Source organism: Pontibacter russatus (genome assembly GCF_009931655.1).
GTDB classification, from domain to species: domain Bacteria; phylum Bacteroidota; class Bacteroidia; order Cytophagales; family Hymenobacteraceae; genus Pontibacter; species Pontibacter russatus.
Window position 1 is genome coordinate 2634814 of record NZ_CP047984.1, and the last position, 14287, is coordinate 2649100.

Annotated in this window: 11 protein-coding genes; 1 reads left to right on the top strand and 10 read right to left on the bottom strand. The window is 57.8% G+C overall.

Annotation, left to right across the window (positions count from 1 at the left end; translation table 11 throughout):
* Positions 1 to 39 precede the first annotated feature (39 nt).
* The gene (locus GSQ62_RS10600) at positions 40 to 933 is read left to right on the top strand and encodes an SMP-30/gluconolactonase/LRE family protein (protein ID WP_237586585.1); all 894 of its coding nucleotides are present in this window, start codon (positions 40 to 42) and stop codon (positions 931 to 933) included.
* Positions 934 to 1090: 157 nt separating this feature from the next.
* Here GSQ62_RS10600 and GSQ62_RS10605 read toward each other — a convergent pair whose 3' ends face one another.
* The 10 genes from GSQ62_RS10605 to GSQ62_RS10650 form a co-directional block, all read right to left on the bottom strand.
* On the bottom strand, positions 1091 to 1561 hold the full coding sequence (locus GSQ62_RS10605) for a hypothetical protein (protein WP_161889477.1): 471 nt from the start codon (positions 1559 to 1561) through the stop codon (positions 1091 to 1093).
* Positions 1562 to 1628: 67 nt separating this feature from the next.
* On the bottom strand, positions 1629 to 2159 hold the full coding sequence (locus GSQ62_RS10610) for a dihydrofolate reductase family protein (protein WP_161889478.1): 531 nt from the start codon (positions 2157 to 2159) through the stop codon (positions 1629 to 1631).
* A 130-nt stretch (positions 2160 to 2289) separates the two neighbouring features.
* Entirely contained in the window at positions 2290 to 2808 is a 519-nt protein-coding gene (locus GSQ62_RS10615) for a DUF6252 family protein (protein ID WP_161889479.1), read from the bottom strand.
* A gap of 479 nt (positions 2809 to 3287) precedes the next feature.
* Entirely contained in the window at positions 3288 to 4100 is an 813-nt protein-coding gene (locus GSQ62_RS10620) for an MOSC domain-containing protein (RefSeq protein ID WP_161889480.1), read from the bottom strand.
* Between the two features lie 325 nt (positions 4101 to 4425).
* Positions 4426 to 4773, bottom strand: coding sequence for a TM2 domain-containing protein (locus GSQ62_RS10625; protein ID WP_161889481.1), 348 nt, complete (start codon positions 4771 to 4773; stop codon positions 4426 to 4428).
* A gap of 72 nt (positions 4774 to 4845) precedes the next feature.
* On the bottom strand, positions 4846 to 5175 hold the full coding sequence (locus tag GSQ62_RS10630) for a DUF2752 domain-containing protein (RefSeq protein WP_161889482.1): 330 nt from the start codon (positions 5173 to 5175) through the stop codon (positions 4846 to 4848).
* 264 nt (positions 5176 to 5439) lie between these two features.
* The gene (locus tag GSQ62_RS10635; RefSeq protein WP_237586586.1) at positions 5440 to 7422 is read right to left on the bottom strand and encodes an OmpA family protein; all 1983 of its coding nucleotides are present in this window, start codon (positions 7420 to 7422) and stop codon (positions 5440 to 5442) included.
* A 19-nt stretch (positions 7423 to 7441) separates the two neighbouring features.
* Positions 7442 to 8410: a PorP/SprF family type IX secretion system membrane protein gene (locus GSQ62_RS10640; RefSeq protein WP_161889483.1), complete on the bottom strand. Its 969-nt coding sequence runs from the start codon at positions 8408 to 8410 to the stop codon at positions 7442 to 7444.
* A 4-nt stretch (positions 8411 to 8414) separates the two neighbouring features.
* The gene (locus GSQ62_RS10645; RefSeq protein WP_161889484.1) at positions 8415 to 12503 is read right to left on the bottom strand and encodes an ice-binding family protein; all 4089 of its coding nucleotides are present in this window, start codon (positions 12501 to 12503) and stop codon (positions 8415 to 8417) included.
* Between the two features lie 821 nt (positions 12504 to 13324).
* Positions 13325 to 14284 (bottom strand): PorP/SprF family type IX secretion system membrane protein, encoded by a 960-nt coding sequence (locus GSQ62_RS10650; protein ID WP_161889485.1) that lies wholly within the window; start codon positions 14282 to 14284, stop codon positions 13325 to 13327.
* Positions 14285 to 14287: the final 3 nt, after the last annotated feature.

A 14287-nucleotide genomic window follows, 5' to 3' on the forward strand; every position in this document is an offset into this window, starting at 1 on the left:
TATCTGCCGCCACCTGGCCTGTTTATGAAGGAATCATATATGGAACAACAAAACACGACTGCCGAGCTGGTGCTGGATGCGCGCGCCGCCTTGGGCGAGGGCGCTATCTGGCACCCGATTGAGAAGAAACTGTACTGGGTAGATATAGAAGCGGCCGAGCTGCACATTTACGACCCCGCCACCGGCAAAGACAAGGTACTTCCCACAGGAGAGAAGCCCGGCACAGTAGTACCCGTAGAAGGCGGAGGTGTTTTAATGGCCGCGCAGAACAGCATCTACAGCATGGATACCGGCACCGGCGAACTCTCTCTTGTCACGAAACCGCTGCATACCCCGCTGCTTCGCTTCAACGACGGGAAAGCCGACCCCTCCGGCCGCTTCTGGGTAGGCACCATGGCCTACGACACCAGAGAAGGAGCCGCAGCGCTGTACCGGATGGACAAAGACAAGCGCTTCCACCAGGTAGCGGACAATGTCACCATTTCCAATGGCCTGATGTGGTCGGCAGACAGGAAGACGATGTACTACATCGATTCGCCGACCCTGGCGGTGCAGGCTTTTGACTACGACGACGCCTCCGGCGAAATCAGTAACGGGAGGATTGTGATCCGTGTTCCGGAAGCGGTGGGCGGCTCCCCGGATGGCATGGCCATCGACACTGAGGGGATGCTTTGGATTGCGCTGTGGGGCTCCGCCGCTGTGATATGCTGCCACCCCGCCACCGGCGAAACACTGCAGCGCGTGGAGGTGCCCGCCCTGCAGGTAACCTCTGTTGCCTTTGGTGGCGAGAACCTGGACACGCTCTACATCACGACGGCCCGGACAGGGCTGAGCCCGGAGCAACTGGAGGCATACCCGGAGAGCGGCGGACTATTCGCTGCAAAGCCCGGTGTTCGCGGCGTGCCGGCGGAGTTTTATAGGGGTGAATTGTAACAGGAAGCCTTGGACAAGACAAGGGTCTCTGATTTTAGAGAACTTTTCGCACATTTATATATGGCAATGGCTTCCACGCAGCAAGGCTTAAATTCTTGTGCCATATATAACTTGCCCCTTTCGCTCCGGAGAATTCTGGTACTATCTATAGGGGCGTTTACCTCTTCCCCTGTTCCAGCAGCCGCTCTATCCAGAAAATCAGGAATAGCGCGACGAGGTTGATGCCGATGAATTTCTGGCCAGTGGCGTTGCCAAAATCGAACTGGAAGGAGGAGAGCGCCACGCGGAACTTGAAGGTCCAGGAGCCGACCATATCAAAGCCAAAGCCGATGCGCAGGCCCGCCACGTACTGGAACCCATACTCCCCGAATGTGAAATAAACCACCTGCAGCACCTGGTGGAGAAGCGAGAGCACAAGGCCGCGCGGCGGGTTGCGGAACAGCATGCGGCCGCACAGGATGGAGAACATGAACAGCGCGGCGGCAAAAAGCGAGAAGCGCAGCACCTGCTGCGTCAGCACCAGCTCGCCCCGGAACATAACCCAAAGCGTGAGCAGAATGCCTAAAATGCCGCCTATAATCTGGTACAGGGCCAGCGCCGTAACCTGTTTTCTTAGCTGCTTCTCCAAGGGCTGGACGTTGCTTGTTGTGGGGCAAAGGTAGCAAATCCGGCGCGGAACTGAAGCCAGGCAGCCTTTAGCTGTTTAGCCGCACCTGCACAAAGCCGTTGGGGTAGGTTTTGCTGCTGCTTACGTTCAGTCTCGTTTCCTGCGCCCCGGCGGCAAAAAGCGGGATGCCCGCGCCCAGCACGATGGGGATATAGGTGAGGATGATCTCGTCGATGAGGCGGGCGTTGAGCAGGAGCGTGTTCAGCTGGCCGCCGCCCATCAGCCATATCGCCTTGCCCGGCTGTTGCTTCAGTTCCTGCACAAACGCCACGGCATCGGTGTCTATAAACTGCACCTGTGCTGTGTCGGCGTGCCCGCCAGAGCGGCTGAACACAAAGTTGGTTTCGGTGGGTAAAGGGAACGGCGTGTCAAAGCCAAGGATGACTTTGTAGGTGCTGTGGCCCATCAGGGTGGTGTCGATGGTCTGTGTGAATTCGCTGTAGCCGTAGTCTTCCCCCTCCAGCGCATAGGCTTTGTCTTCCAGCCAATCGATGCTGTCGTCGGGGCGGGCTATATAGCCGTCGAGGCTGGCGGCAATGTAAAGCACAATTTTCCGCATGTATATATGATTTATATCAGTTTGTATGACCTATATACAGAACTTACGCAAACGGCCCTTGCCGCGTGTTTTTACCGGCAAGTTTCTTTCATATGAATTGTGTTAAAGTTGAAAAGGCTGATTACTCGGATTAGTATTCTGTGTAGAAAGCGTCAAACCTCCCATTAGACACTTCCACCACCTCACCAGTAGCTGAGTTGAAGGCCTTGAAGAAGAATGTTCCAGTTAATGTCTTTTTAGAGCAGTTTATCTCGGTGATTGATAATAAGCCTGTATTGACAGAGTCAGTCTCAAACTCATCAGATGAAAGGCTTTTGTCAAAGTATCCTCTGCTCAGCGTATCTGTTAAAGTATAATCTTTAGCAGATATGACCTTACCGTCTCTAACGCTCAAGTATATTCTCTCAGAACCATTGGAAGCCCTAATAGCCAAAACGCTGTCACCATAAAGTAGACTTATAGTAAGCGGGCGCGCCTTAAAGTCGCCGTTATCGCTGGGCCACCATAGCTTGCCGTTCACTCTGGCGCAGAACGGCTCGTCTTCGCACAATTTGTCTTTGCTGCATGCCTGTAGCCCGAGCAGCAGGCCAAGTGCTGCAGGCAGCAGCCAGCGGGCTGGGGTAAGCCGATTGAAAAGGTCCTGTTTCATAAGCTTGTTAAATTAGAAGGGGTTTATGTTTGATAAAGCAATCAGATTCAGAGCGGCTAGCCGCTACAGAAGCAGTCATGGCTCCGTCATGGTGCTAAAAGGATGACATTCAAAAGTAGCAGCCCACATTTGGACTGAAACAAGAGCGCCGTCTGCCCGTCAGGTTTAGCTACCACCCATATGCTTCGGCAAAAGAGCGGCAAGGCCACAACTGTGGTGCAGGCATTTATATATTTAGAGAAACTGAAGGAGAAGCGCCTCGTTAGAAGCCGTAGGGAAAATATACAATAGCTACCGATAGCACAAGTATTCAGTATATTATATTTTTAATAACAAAAAGTCCTTCTGGCGGTCCTGGTTTACCTGAATGCTCAACGCCACCCGGTTGGGGGCACCTTTTGAAGCAGCCACGAGGGCTACGCACATGAAGGTATAGGATGTTATATATGGCTGCGTTCACAGGAGGATACATGGGAGGATCACTTCCTGGAGAGCACGGTCAGTTTATCGCCCACGCGCAGGGTGCCGCCGGCGCTGCCGGGCAGCAGGTTCTGGCCGAACAGGATTTTATTGCGCTGCTGCCGGTACATGGCCAGCGTCCGGAGTGGCTCGGGGCTCTTTTCGGCTGTGGCCTGGTTGATGGTGGTCACGACGCAGCGGGCGCAGGGCTTTACGGCCCGAAACAACTGGCTGCCTATCGTAAATCCGTCCCAACTGTCTTCCGCGAAGGGCTCCCCACCCCGGAACACCAAGCTCGGGCGGAACTGGTTCATCAGCACGGGCTGCTCCAGGCGGCTGTTCAGGTCGTCGAGGGCCGCCTGCCCGATGAGCAGGAACGGATACCCGTCGGCAAAACTCACGACCTCTCCGTTGGTGGCATAATCGGTGTCCACGAGGCGGCGGGTCTGGGGCGGCATATGCACCAGGCGCGCCGCCATGCCCAGCGCCTCCGTAAACCAGGAGCTTATGTCGGGACTGACCTCCAGGGCCGGCACCGTGTCGTCCCACACCGTTACCTGCAACTCGCGCCCGGTGGCGGCAAACGGTATATATAGCGGCTCCAGTTTCCCCTGCTTGTGGCGCACCTCCAGCCCCTCCTGCTCCAGCGATACCTGCAGCAGGGCCATCTGCGCGTGCTGGCGCTGCGTCAGGAAATTCCCTTTCTCATCCACCAGCATCCAGCGGCGGTCGTGGCGCAGGCCTCGGGCCTCAGCCTCTGCCGCTTCCAGCCGGATGCCGCCCAGCGACTTTATCGGGTAAATGTAGATATCAGACAGGTATAAATCGGTCATTGAGGCTCAGTATATAGGTATGCGGTTGCTGCCTGTGCCGGGAACTGTGGCAGGCCCTGCAAAATTAAACGCCGCCCGGCGCTATGCAAAGGCATGCTGTTTATATAGGCCGGCTGCCCCGCTGCCCTAACGGAAAAACAGGATTCATGAAGGACACACATATCAGGTAGCAGGGCACAAGACATTTTTTATTGCTTCCGGCACGTCGTCAATGATACAGGATATAAGTCACTTATATAGATTGCGCAGATTGATTTTGTTGTGGTACTTATGGGAGGAGTGCTTTTCAAAATTCATTCACTCACCCACTCATTCAAAATTAAACTCAGTACCGCATCATGACGACAACCTGCTGCGCCTGTTTCACATTATACTCGAAGGCAAGCCGCTTGTAATTGATGAGGTCGATGATGGTGCCCACGAGGCAGAGGCCGCCGGTGAAGAAATACAACAGCCCCATCCCGATCTGCCCCAGCACGAAGCGGTGCAAACCCGCCAGGCCGATGAAGCCGATCAGGGTGGTGATAAGCACGAGTTGCGGCTCCCGGCGGCGGGTGCGGTAAATACTGGCAAACTGCTGCGCCTCCTGCTCCGGCATGTCATTCACAAGCGACTGGATGAAGCTCATCTCGTCCGGCTCCAGCTCCGGCATCAGGTTCAAAATATTAGCCATAGTTTTATATCAGGTTTTGATGTGGTGGTGTACAGTGAGATGGTATAGAGGCGCCACTTCCTTACCATATTTTTAAAGGTGCTGTGCCCTATGTCCTGCCGCCTGTGTTTTATCAGAGCTGCCTTGGCATATCAGCAGTTGTCCGCAGCGGCGCAGCAGCAGCAGGACCGCAGGCAGGGCCAGCGGGTGCGCCTCCCACGATGCCCGCCACTCGCCCCGGCACATATAGGCAATGGCGTGGCCCAGGCCGCAGCCCCAGCACCCCTCCGCCCACAGCCAGCTGAAGGGGCAAAAGCTGAACAGGTGCTCCCCGCCCGGGTCCATCAGCGCCAGCGCGCTTAGGCCCAGCAGCCAGGCCGCTGCCTCCGGCAGGCCATTTTTCCGTTTCAGGGACAGCTTCATCTATAGTCCGGCAAGTCAGGATTTAACTTAAACAGATAGCAAGGCGTGGTGATAAATCAGGATATAATTTAGAATAATATTCTCAGAATCAAAAACCTATGAAAACAAACCTTCGCCTGCTGCCCTTGCTTCTGCTGGCATGCCTGAGCGGCTGCTTCGGCCTGAAGACCTCGCGGCGTCCAAAGGTCCCGCGAGTGCCTGCATCTCAAACGCTCGCGGGACTTTCGGACACCGCGAGGTTCTGTACAACGCGCTTGTATATAACTACTCCAGAATCGTGAACTCGGTGCGGCGATTTTCCTGGTGCTGTGCCTCGGAGCAGGACACACCGTCGGCACAGCGGTTGATGAGCCTCGTTTCGCCATAGCCCTTTGCTTTCAGCCTGTCCCTGTCGATGCCTTTGGAGATGATATAATCCACAGCGGCCTGCGCCCGTAGCTGCGACAGCATGTCGTTGTAGCGGTTGGTCTGGCGGCTGTCGGTGTGGGAGCTCAGCTCAATGCGGATGGAGGGGTTATCGTTCAGCGTCTGCACCAGCTTGTCCAGTTCTCTGGCGGCATCGGGCCGGATGGCGTACTTGTCGAGGTCGTAGAAGATGTTCTCCAGCGCGATGGGCTTGTTCGGGGTGCTGCGGTTAAAGATCATCTCCACCTTCACCGAGTCGGTGTTGAAGCGGCAGTCGGGGGTGAGGCTGCGCGTCTGCGTCAGGTACTCCGGCTTCGAACCCTTAATGGTATAGTTGGTGCCCGCCTTCACCGGGAAAACAAAGCCGCCGTCTTTGCCGGAGTACACTTCCAGGGGTTTGGTGCCGCCTTCTTCCAGCAATTGCAGCAGCACGCCCTCCACCGGCGCCTCTACCTTCCGGGATGTGCCGGCCACCGCGAAGCGTTCCACCGTCCTGCCGATCAGCGTGCAGGGCACACTGACTTCCTCAAACGTGAAGATGTCGTCATAACCGTTCTCCCCCAGGCGGCCCGAGGAAAGCATCCCCTTCGTGCCGGTGCTGTCCATCAGTATGCCGAGGTCGTCCTGAGGCGTGTTGAGCGGATACTTCAGGTTCTCCACCTTGGTCCAGGCCTTGTGCGGCCCAACGGCTCTGAAGATATCCAGACCGCCCATGCCCATATGCCCGTCGGAGGAGAAGTACAGCGTGCCGTTCTCGCCCAGGCTGGCGAAGCTCTCGCGCCCGCTGGTGTTGATGGTGTTGCCCGCGTTCACGGGCTTTCCCCACGAGCCGTCTTTCTGGCGCTCGCTGTAGTAGATGTCCGTCTCCCCGAAGCCCCCCGGCATATCCGACACAAAGTACAGCACCTGCCCGTCGGGGGTGATGGCCGGGTGCCCGATGGAGAACTCATCGGTGTTGTTGTACTTGAAAGGCTTCACGTTATTCCATTTTTCCCCTTTCTGCTCAGCGGTATAGATGCCGTGCCGGTTGGTGTGGGTGCGGTTGTCACTGCCCTTGAACCAACTGGTGGGGTCGGTGCTGGCGTGCCTGGCGCTGCGCTTTACTACGTGTGTGCGGGTAAAGTAGAGGGTGTTCTCTTTCGCCAGGAAAACGCCTGGCCCGTTGTGATACTCCGTGTTCACCTCCGATGGCAGCGGCACCGGCGCGCCGTAGGTACTGTCGGAAGTTGCCTTGGCTATATATAACTGGATATAACCGTTGCCGGTCCAGTTGCTGCGCTCGGTCTGCTGCTTCTGGTTGGCAATCAGCCGGTCAGAGGCGAACAGCAGGCCATCCGGCAGCTTCACGGGGCTGAAATCCGCTCCGGCGCTGTTCAGTTGGGGGTGTTTCTGCACCTCATATGCCATGGGGTTTTGCATCCAGTGCAGGGCGGTGTCGCAGGAGGCGGCCATCTTCAGGGCCAGGGCAGCCTGCGCCGGCACTTTGCGGCCATAGTCCAGAAACAGCTGCTTCGCCTTGTCATAATTGGCGTTGCGCTTAGCGGCTTCGGCATAGAGGAAGATGTTGGAAGGGTCTGCCCCCGGAAAGGCGATGGTCTGCGCGTACCAGAACTCGGCCTCCCGGCTGTTGTTGAGGATGCGGTAGCTGTCGGCGATGCGCTGCACCACCGTCAGGCTGGGTTCTCCTTTCTCCAGGATAGTCTTATAGGCCTCGAGGGCCAGGCTGAACTCATAATTCTGAAAATACTTGTCTGCCTGCTTCATGTCCTGCGCCGTCACCGCCGCAGTCCCTCCCATCATCAACCACAGCAAAAGCAGCGCAAGGGTAAAGTTGATTTTCATAAAAAATGTACTGTAAAGATTATAGGTTTCGGGGCGTCAGGATACGGCCGTACTTCTTTTGCAGGAAAGTGTAGCCGAGCGACACCTCATGGCTCCCGTAGTTCCGCAGTTCCGTCAGGGTGATGTCGTAGGAGTAGCCCACCCGGAACCGGGGCGTGGCATATACCTGTGCCATCACCGCCAGGGCGTTCCGCTTGTCCAGTTGCTTCATCTCCTGCTTCGTGAACATGGGCACGGCCGTGCGGTAAGAGGCGCCCACCCAAACAACCCGCTGCAGCAGCAAAAAAACGTTCAGGTCAACGCCGGTGGGGCTGCGAAAATCCTCTTTGATGAGGATGCTGGGCTTCAGGTGCATATGCCGGCCCAGGTCGAACAGGTAGCCGGAGGAAAGGAAATAGTGGCGGCGCGGGGTGGAGATATCTGTCTCGCTGTCTTTGAAGGGAATGAGGCTGGCCGCCGACAAACCGGCGTAGTAGCGCTCGGTGTTAAAGAACACGCCTACCTTCAGGTCCGGCAGCAGCTGCGACACGCGCGTCTGCGGTACGGCCATATCCGGCATCTCGCTCCCCGGCCTCAGGCGGGTGCCATCCAGTGTGTACTGCGAGGCCCCCACCGCCAGGCCCAGCGCCAGGGTTGAGAAACGGTCGAGGCTGATGCGGGAGGCGGCGTTGAGGTAGGCGCCTGTCTGGCGCTGCACCCCTATCTCGTCGTTCATCAGGTGCAGCCCCCAGCCCAGGCTCTTGTTCCTGGCGGGCCCGTCTATGCTGATGGTCTGGGTGGTGGGGGCGCCATCGAAGCCGGTCCACTGGCTGCGGTAGGTCGCGTTGATGTTCAATATCTGCTTGCTGCCTGCGTAAGCCGGGTTTATCACCAGCTCATTAAAAATATACTGGCTGTACTGCGGCGCCTGCTGCGCGAAGGCCGCCGGGGCCATTGCCAGCCCCAGCAGTACAAGTACTATGTTTAATTTCTTCCCGAACGTGGCCATCTCCTTATCTCACTATCGTCACAAATCCCTTGAAAACTTTTTCTGCCCCGTCGCACATCTTCACGCTGGCCACATAAAAATAGGTGCCCTCGCTCAGGTTGTCGCCGTCCCAGTTGCCGCTGTAGCCTTTGGCTTTATATACCTCGTTGCCCCAGCGGTTCAGCACCGTCAGCTCGTTCTGCGGGTAGTTCTGCAGGTTACGGATCACCCAGGTGTCGTTATTGCCGTCGTTGTTCGGTGAGAACACGTTCGGGAACGACAGCTCCGATTTCGCCAGGTTCCTGTCGGGTACGATGCTGATGGGGGCGCTGCTGCACACGCCGTTGCTCACCGACAGGGTAATGGCGCCCGCGCCGTCGCCGGGCGTAACTGTGATTTTGTTGGAGCCCCCGCCGGAGGTGATGGTCCAGCCGGGCGGCACCTCCCATATATAGGCCGTGGTGCCCGGTGCTGCCGCCACCTCATACACCAGCCCCGTGCAGGGCGAGCTGCTGTCGATGATAAGCGCAGGTGCCGCCAGGGCAGCGCCGCTGACCTGCATGGAAACGCGCTGTCCGCTGCCGCAACCGCTGACGGCGGCCACCTCCACGGTGCCTGCGCCGCTTCCGGCTGTTACGGTTATGGCTCCGGTGCCCTGTCCGGCGGTAATCTCCCAACCTGCTGGAACGCTCCAGGCATAAGAGGCGGCGGCGCTGGCTGAAGTCACTTTATATATCACCGACTGGCTCACGCAGACATTTGCAGGCCCCTCGACGGCACCCGGTGCAGCAGGCAGGCCCTCTGCAGGCGTCACCTCCAGTTTAGTGGTATTGCTGCCGCCACAACTGTTGCGGGCCGTCACCTTCATCTCTCCGGCAGTGTGGGTGGCTTTTACTTCGATGCTGGCTGTGCCCTGCCCTTTCAGGATTACCCATCCGGCTGGCACCTCCCATATATAAGAGTCCACGCCAGTTGCGCCCGCCACGGTGTAGACGGTCGGAACGCCCACACAGGGAATATGCGGACCAGAGGCGAATACCGGAGTGGATGGCAGCACTTGCGGCGCCACCGGCAGGGCCTTTGTGCTGCCTGTACCGCAGGCGTTGGCTGCCGTTACTTTAATGTCGCCTGCGGTGGTGCCTGCCGTCACTTTGATGCTGGTGGTGCCCTGCCCAGCGGTAATCGCCCAGCCGCTCGGCACCTCCCATATATAGGAAGCCGCGTTCTGCAGGGCGGTAATGCTGTAGGAGAGGTTGGCAGTGCCCTGGCAGAAGCTGCCCTGCGGACCCTGAATGGCTCCGACGGCAGCCGGAGCGCCTACGGTCGGCACCACGGCCAGCACAGCGCTTTGGCTGCTGTTCCCGCACCCATTGGCGGCTGTCACGGTAATGTTGCCCGCTGTTTTACCTGTCTTTACCTCGATGGCAGGCGTGCCCTGGCCCTTTACAATAACCCACCCGGCTGGCACAGCCCATATATAAGAGGTGGCCCCGCTTACAGGGGCTGTGCTATACGTTTGCGTGCTGCTTTCACAGGCTGAAGGCGTGCCCGAGATAGCTCCCGGTGCGGCGGGTGGCTGCGTCGAAACCGTTACTGCTTTGCTCACCGTCAGTTCGCCGCAGCCGTTTGTGACCGTGAGGCGCACTGTTCCGCTGGTGCTGCCTGCTTTTACCGTCAGTTGCGGGGTGCCCTGCCCGGACACGACGGCCCAACCAGCTGGCACTTGCCACACCAAGGTGCCTAAATTGGCCGCATTCAGGGCCTGAATGGTGAAGGTGGTTCCCGTGCAGACGCTGCTGCTTCCTTCTGACAGTTTCACGTTGGCGGGGGTGGCAGAAGCAGGCGTGACGGACAAGGATTTCTGAGGGCTAGTGCCACAGGCGCTCACGGCTTTGACGGTGATGCTGCCGCTGCCCGTGCCCACTTTTGCCCGGATGCTGGTGGTGCCCTGGCCAGCGGTAACACTCCAGCCTGTCGGCACGGTCCATATATAGGACGTAGCCCCAGCCACCGCCGCGACGCTGTAGGTTCCGGTGCTGCCGGCGCAGCCGAATTGCGCCCCGGCAATAGGCCCCGGCGTGGCGGGCGCATTGGGCGTGGCCTGCACCGCCAGCACGCTTCTGGCCGTGGCGCCGCAATCGTTGATGGCGGCCACAGACACTTCTCCGCTGTTAACGCTGGCATTCACGGTAATCTGGTGTGTGCCGGCCCCGGCGGTAATCACCCAGCCTGCCGGTACACGCCAATCATAACTCAGCGCCGTTGCCACAGGCTCCACGGCATATATAAGCCCTTCCTCCACGGTACACGCCAGCGTTGCCCCTGTTACAGGGCCAAGCGCCGCCGGGGCCGTGGTGACAGGTTTTACGGCCAGCCTGGCGGCGGGGCCAACGCCACAAGAGTTCTCTGCCTGCACCGATACGTCTCCGGCGGCCGTGCCTACCCTTACAGTTATCTCGCTGGAGCCCTGCCCTGCCGTAATCGCCCATCCGGCTGGCACGCTCCACTTGTAGCCCGTGGCGCCGGCCACAGGGTCTGCCGTATATATGGCGGTGTTGCCTCCGCAGCCTTGCAAGGAGCCCCGGATAACTGCCGCAGCGACGGGGGCCGCCTCGCTGATGGTTACGGGCAGTTGCTGCGACTCGCCCACGCCGCAGGAGTTGGATGGCTGCACTGTCACCTGCCCGCCGGTTCCGGCAGTGTTTACGGTGATCTCGGTGGTGCCCTGGCCTTTCAGGATTACCCACCCTTCCGGCACGGCCCAGGTGTAGCTGGTCGCTCTGTCCACTGCCGTTATGCTGTATATGATATTTTTCTGGTTGCCGCACAGGCTGGCGGGCCCACTTATAGCGTCGGGCTTAGCTGGCGGGGCCGCCATTGATGTCACCTCGACCACCCTGGCAGGGCCTTCGCCACAGGTGTTGCTGGCCACTACCTTCACCAGGCCGGAGTTTGCCCCTGCCTTCACCTGGATGCTGGTCTTCGAAAGCATGGTGTAGGTCCATCCCGAAGGGACGCTCCAGATAAAGCGCGTGGCGCCCTCCACCTCGGCGATGCTGTATATATAGCTCTCGTTCACGCAGACCTGCCGGGGACCCGTTATCTCCCCCGTCCCCGACAGGAGCACGCAGAAACTAAGGTCGGCCGTGTTGTTGCTGCGTATCTCGTCGATTCCGTAGCCATATACCAGCGCCCTCAGATAGCCCGAGCCGGCTTTGTTTATCCGGGCGGTGATGGTGAGCGTGGCTTCCTCCTTGTAATCGAGGTTCCCGACGGACCAGGTGCTGCCGTCGAAGGGGGCGTCCGGCACGGAAGAGGCATAGTGCAGCAGCTCGCCCGTATACTGGATATCGGCCACCGCGACACCGTTCTCGTTTACAGGGCCCTTGTTTTTGATGGCGATGGTGTAGGTAATCGTCTCGCCGAAGTCGTAGGTGTTGACGCCTTTCGAGCCCGGCGTTTTGCCGAGCGTTATTTCCAGGTCTGCCGGGAAGTTGAGCACGTTGTTTGTCAGCCTGATTTCGCCCTCGGTGGCCACCAGGCGCCCCTGCAACTGCGCGCCCTCATTCAGCGTGATGTTGCTCCCGGAGAAAACGTTGCCCAATGCCGAAGCGCCTCTGTTCACCGTCACGTCTCCTTCCACCAGCCAGTAGAGGTTAATGCCGCTGGCTCCGTTCAGCATCTCATACTCAGCCCGCTCAATATCCAACTTCCCGCTCACCTTGATGATGATCAGCGGGTTGTCCTGCCCCTGCCCGTTAAAAGTGAGCTTTCCGTTAAGCGTTGCGTTTCCGTTGATGTGGTACACACCCGGCGTGATTGTTTTGCCTGCCAGGTTTCCGCTGCTCAGGGTGGCGGTGGCAGGATACCCGGCCAGGAGCGACTGAACTTCCCGCGCCTGCGCTATGGCCAGTTTCGCATAGGCAGTCTGGGGATGCTTCTCCCGGCGGATTTCCCCGGGCGGGAAGCCTTCTATCGGGCCGTCTGAGGCGCCCACACTAGCGTGCACAACGGTGCCGCCCTCATTCTTCACTTTGAGCGAAGCAAGCGCATTAAATTCATATAGGGGCCCGAGCTGAGGGACACCCTGGGCAAAGGCAACAAGAGACACCATGTAAAAGCCAAATAATAAGAGTATGACTTTTCCTGAAAAGCTTCTCATTGAATAATTCTGAAAATGTTCTTTATATATAAATCCCTGTTAGGAGATGGTTTCTATGGGCCTGCACAAGCATATTGTACAATATCAACCGTTTACATGCTACTAGCTCCAAATATAACCTTTGTTTGTCGAAATCCTATTATTATATTTTTATTAAAATCCACCTATTCAATTCATATGCCTTATCTGCCTCTTGCAAATCCTATTATAACTCTTCAAACGCTGAAACACTATCTATTATAAAAAGTTTCACTTTTCCACCCTTTGATTTTACAATATAATTATACCAATAAATATATATACTTATGCGACACACCTCTAAAGTGACCTGTATCATGCAAAAACAAAATTGAATAATACTTATAACAAACTTATTACAGCCAATACTGGAGTACGTTATTTGTCTTTGGCCATATACCTTATCAGGAGCGTAAATTATCCCTTCCCGTGGCAGCGGTAGGCGTCAGTGCCGGCAGAAAGTTTACCGCTTCCTCTAACCTTCCCAAACCAGGATTGGAAGCAATACTCTACTGATGCCGCCCGCCTGGGCAAAGCCATGCGCAGGGCAAGGAGCGCCCCTGAGACATACAGTTACAGGAGCGCGAGCCGCCGGGAAAACGGCCCAGTATTATAGCAGACGGTACAGAGGATCGTTTTATATCAGCACGGGATAGGCAGGCTACAAGAGGCCATATACAGGCGAAAGCCGCGCTGGCTCCCATGTACAGGAGCCAGCGCGGCTTTCGGAAGAATAGATTTTAGCTACGGGGCCGCTACCAGACCCACTGCGGGCATATGATGCGGTTGTTGTTCAGCAACTTAAAGCCAATGACTACCTCGTGCGTACCGGCACTTACCCTGTTCAGGCTGGAGCTGGTGGCGTCGTATGAGTAGGAGATGTCCAGCAGCGGACTTACATATACCCCCACCATGCCCACCAGCGCGTCTTCGTGGCGGTAGGAGGCGCCCACCCAGAAGCGCTCGTCGTACAGCACGCGCACGCTGGCATCAATTGAGGCCGGGCTTGGGTCAGCCAACTTCAGCATCACGGACGGAATCACGTCCAGCCAGTCTGTCGGCTCGAAACGGTAGGCGCCCGTCACGAAGTAATGCCGCTGCAGCCCAAAGGTTGCCTCCGCGCCCTCCGCCGGCTGGAAGCTGCCGACATCCTCCAGCAGTTGCGCGCCGGAAACGCCCACCGAAAAATTCTTGGAGTACAGCCACAGCCCCAGGTTCAGGTCGAACACGTTGTTGTTGATAGTGCCGCCGCCAATGAGCGGGTCGTTCGGGTTAGTCAGCTCCAGTTCTGCCGAGTTCACGGTGTTCCGGATGATGCCTGCCGAGGCCCCGGCCGACACGTTGAGCGTGGTGGTGAGGGGCAGGTGGTAGGCGTAGGAGAAACTCACGCTGGACGTGCGGAGCGGCCCTGTCTTGTCTGTGAAGAAGGACGCGCCGATGCCGTGGTGCGCCAGCGCCCGGTGGTACTTGTTGCCGGAGGCACCCTTGTTGAGCGGCGTGTGCGCCGTTACGTAGGAGGTGACCGGGGCCCCCTCCAGGCCCACCCACTGCCGCCGGTGGCTCACCCGCACATCCGCATAGTCCTCGATGCCGGTAATGGCGGGGTTCAGCAGGAAGTTGTTGAGCATGTACTGGCTGTACTGCGGGCGCTGCTGCGCCCGCGCCTGCATGCCCAGCGCTGCAAAAAAGATTATCAATAGAAGCGGCTTCTTCATAAA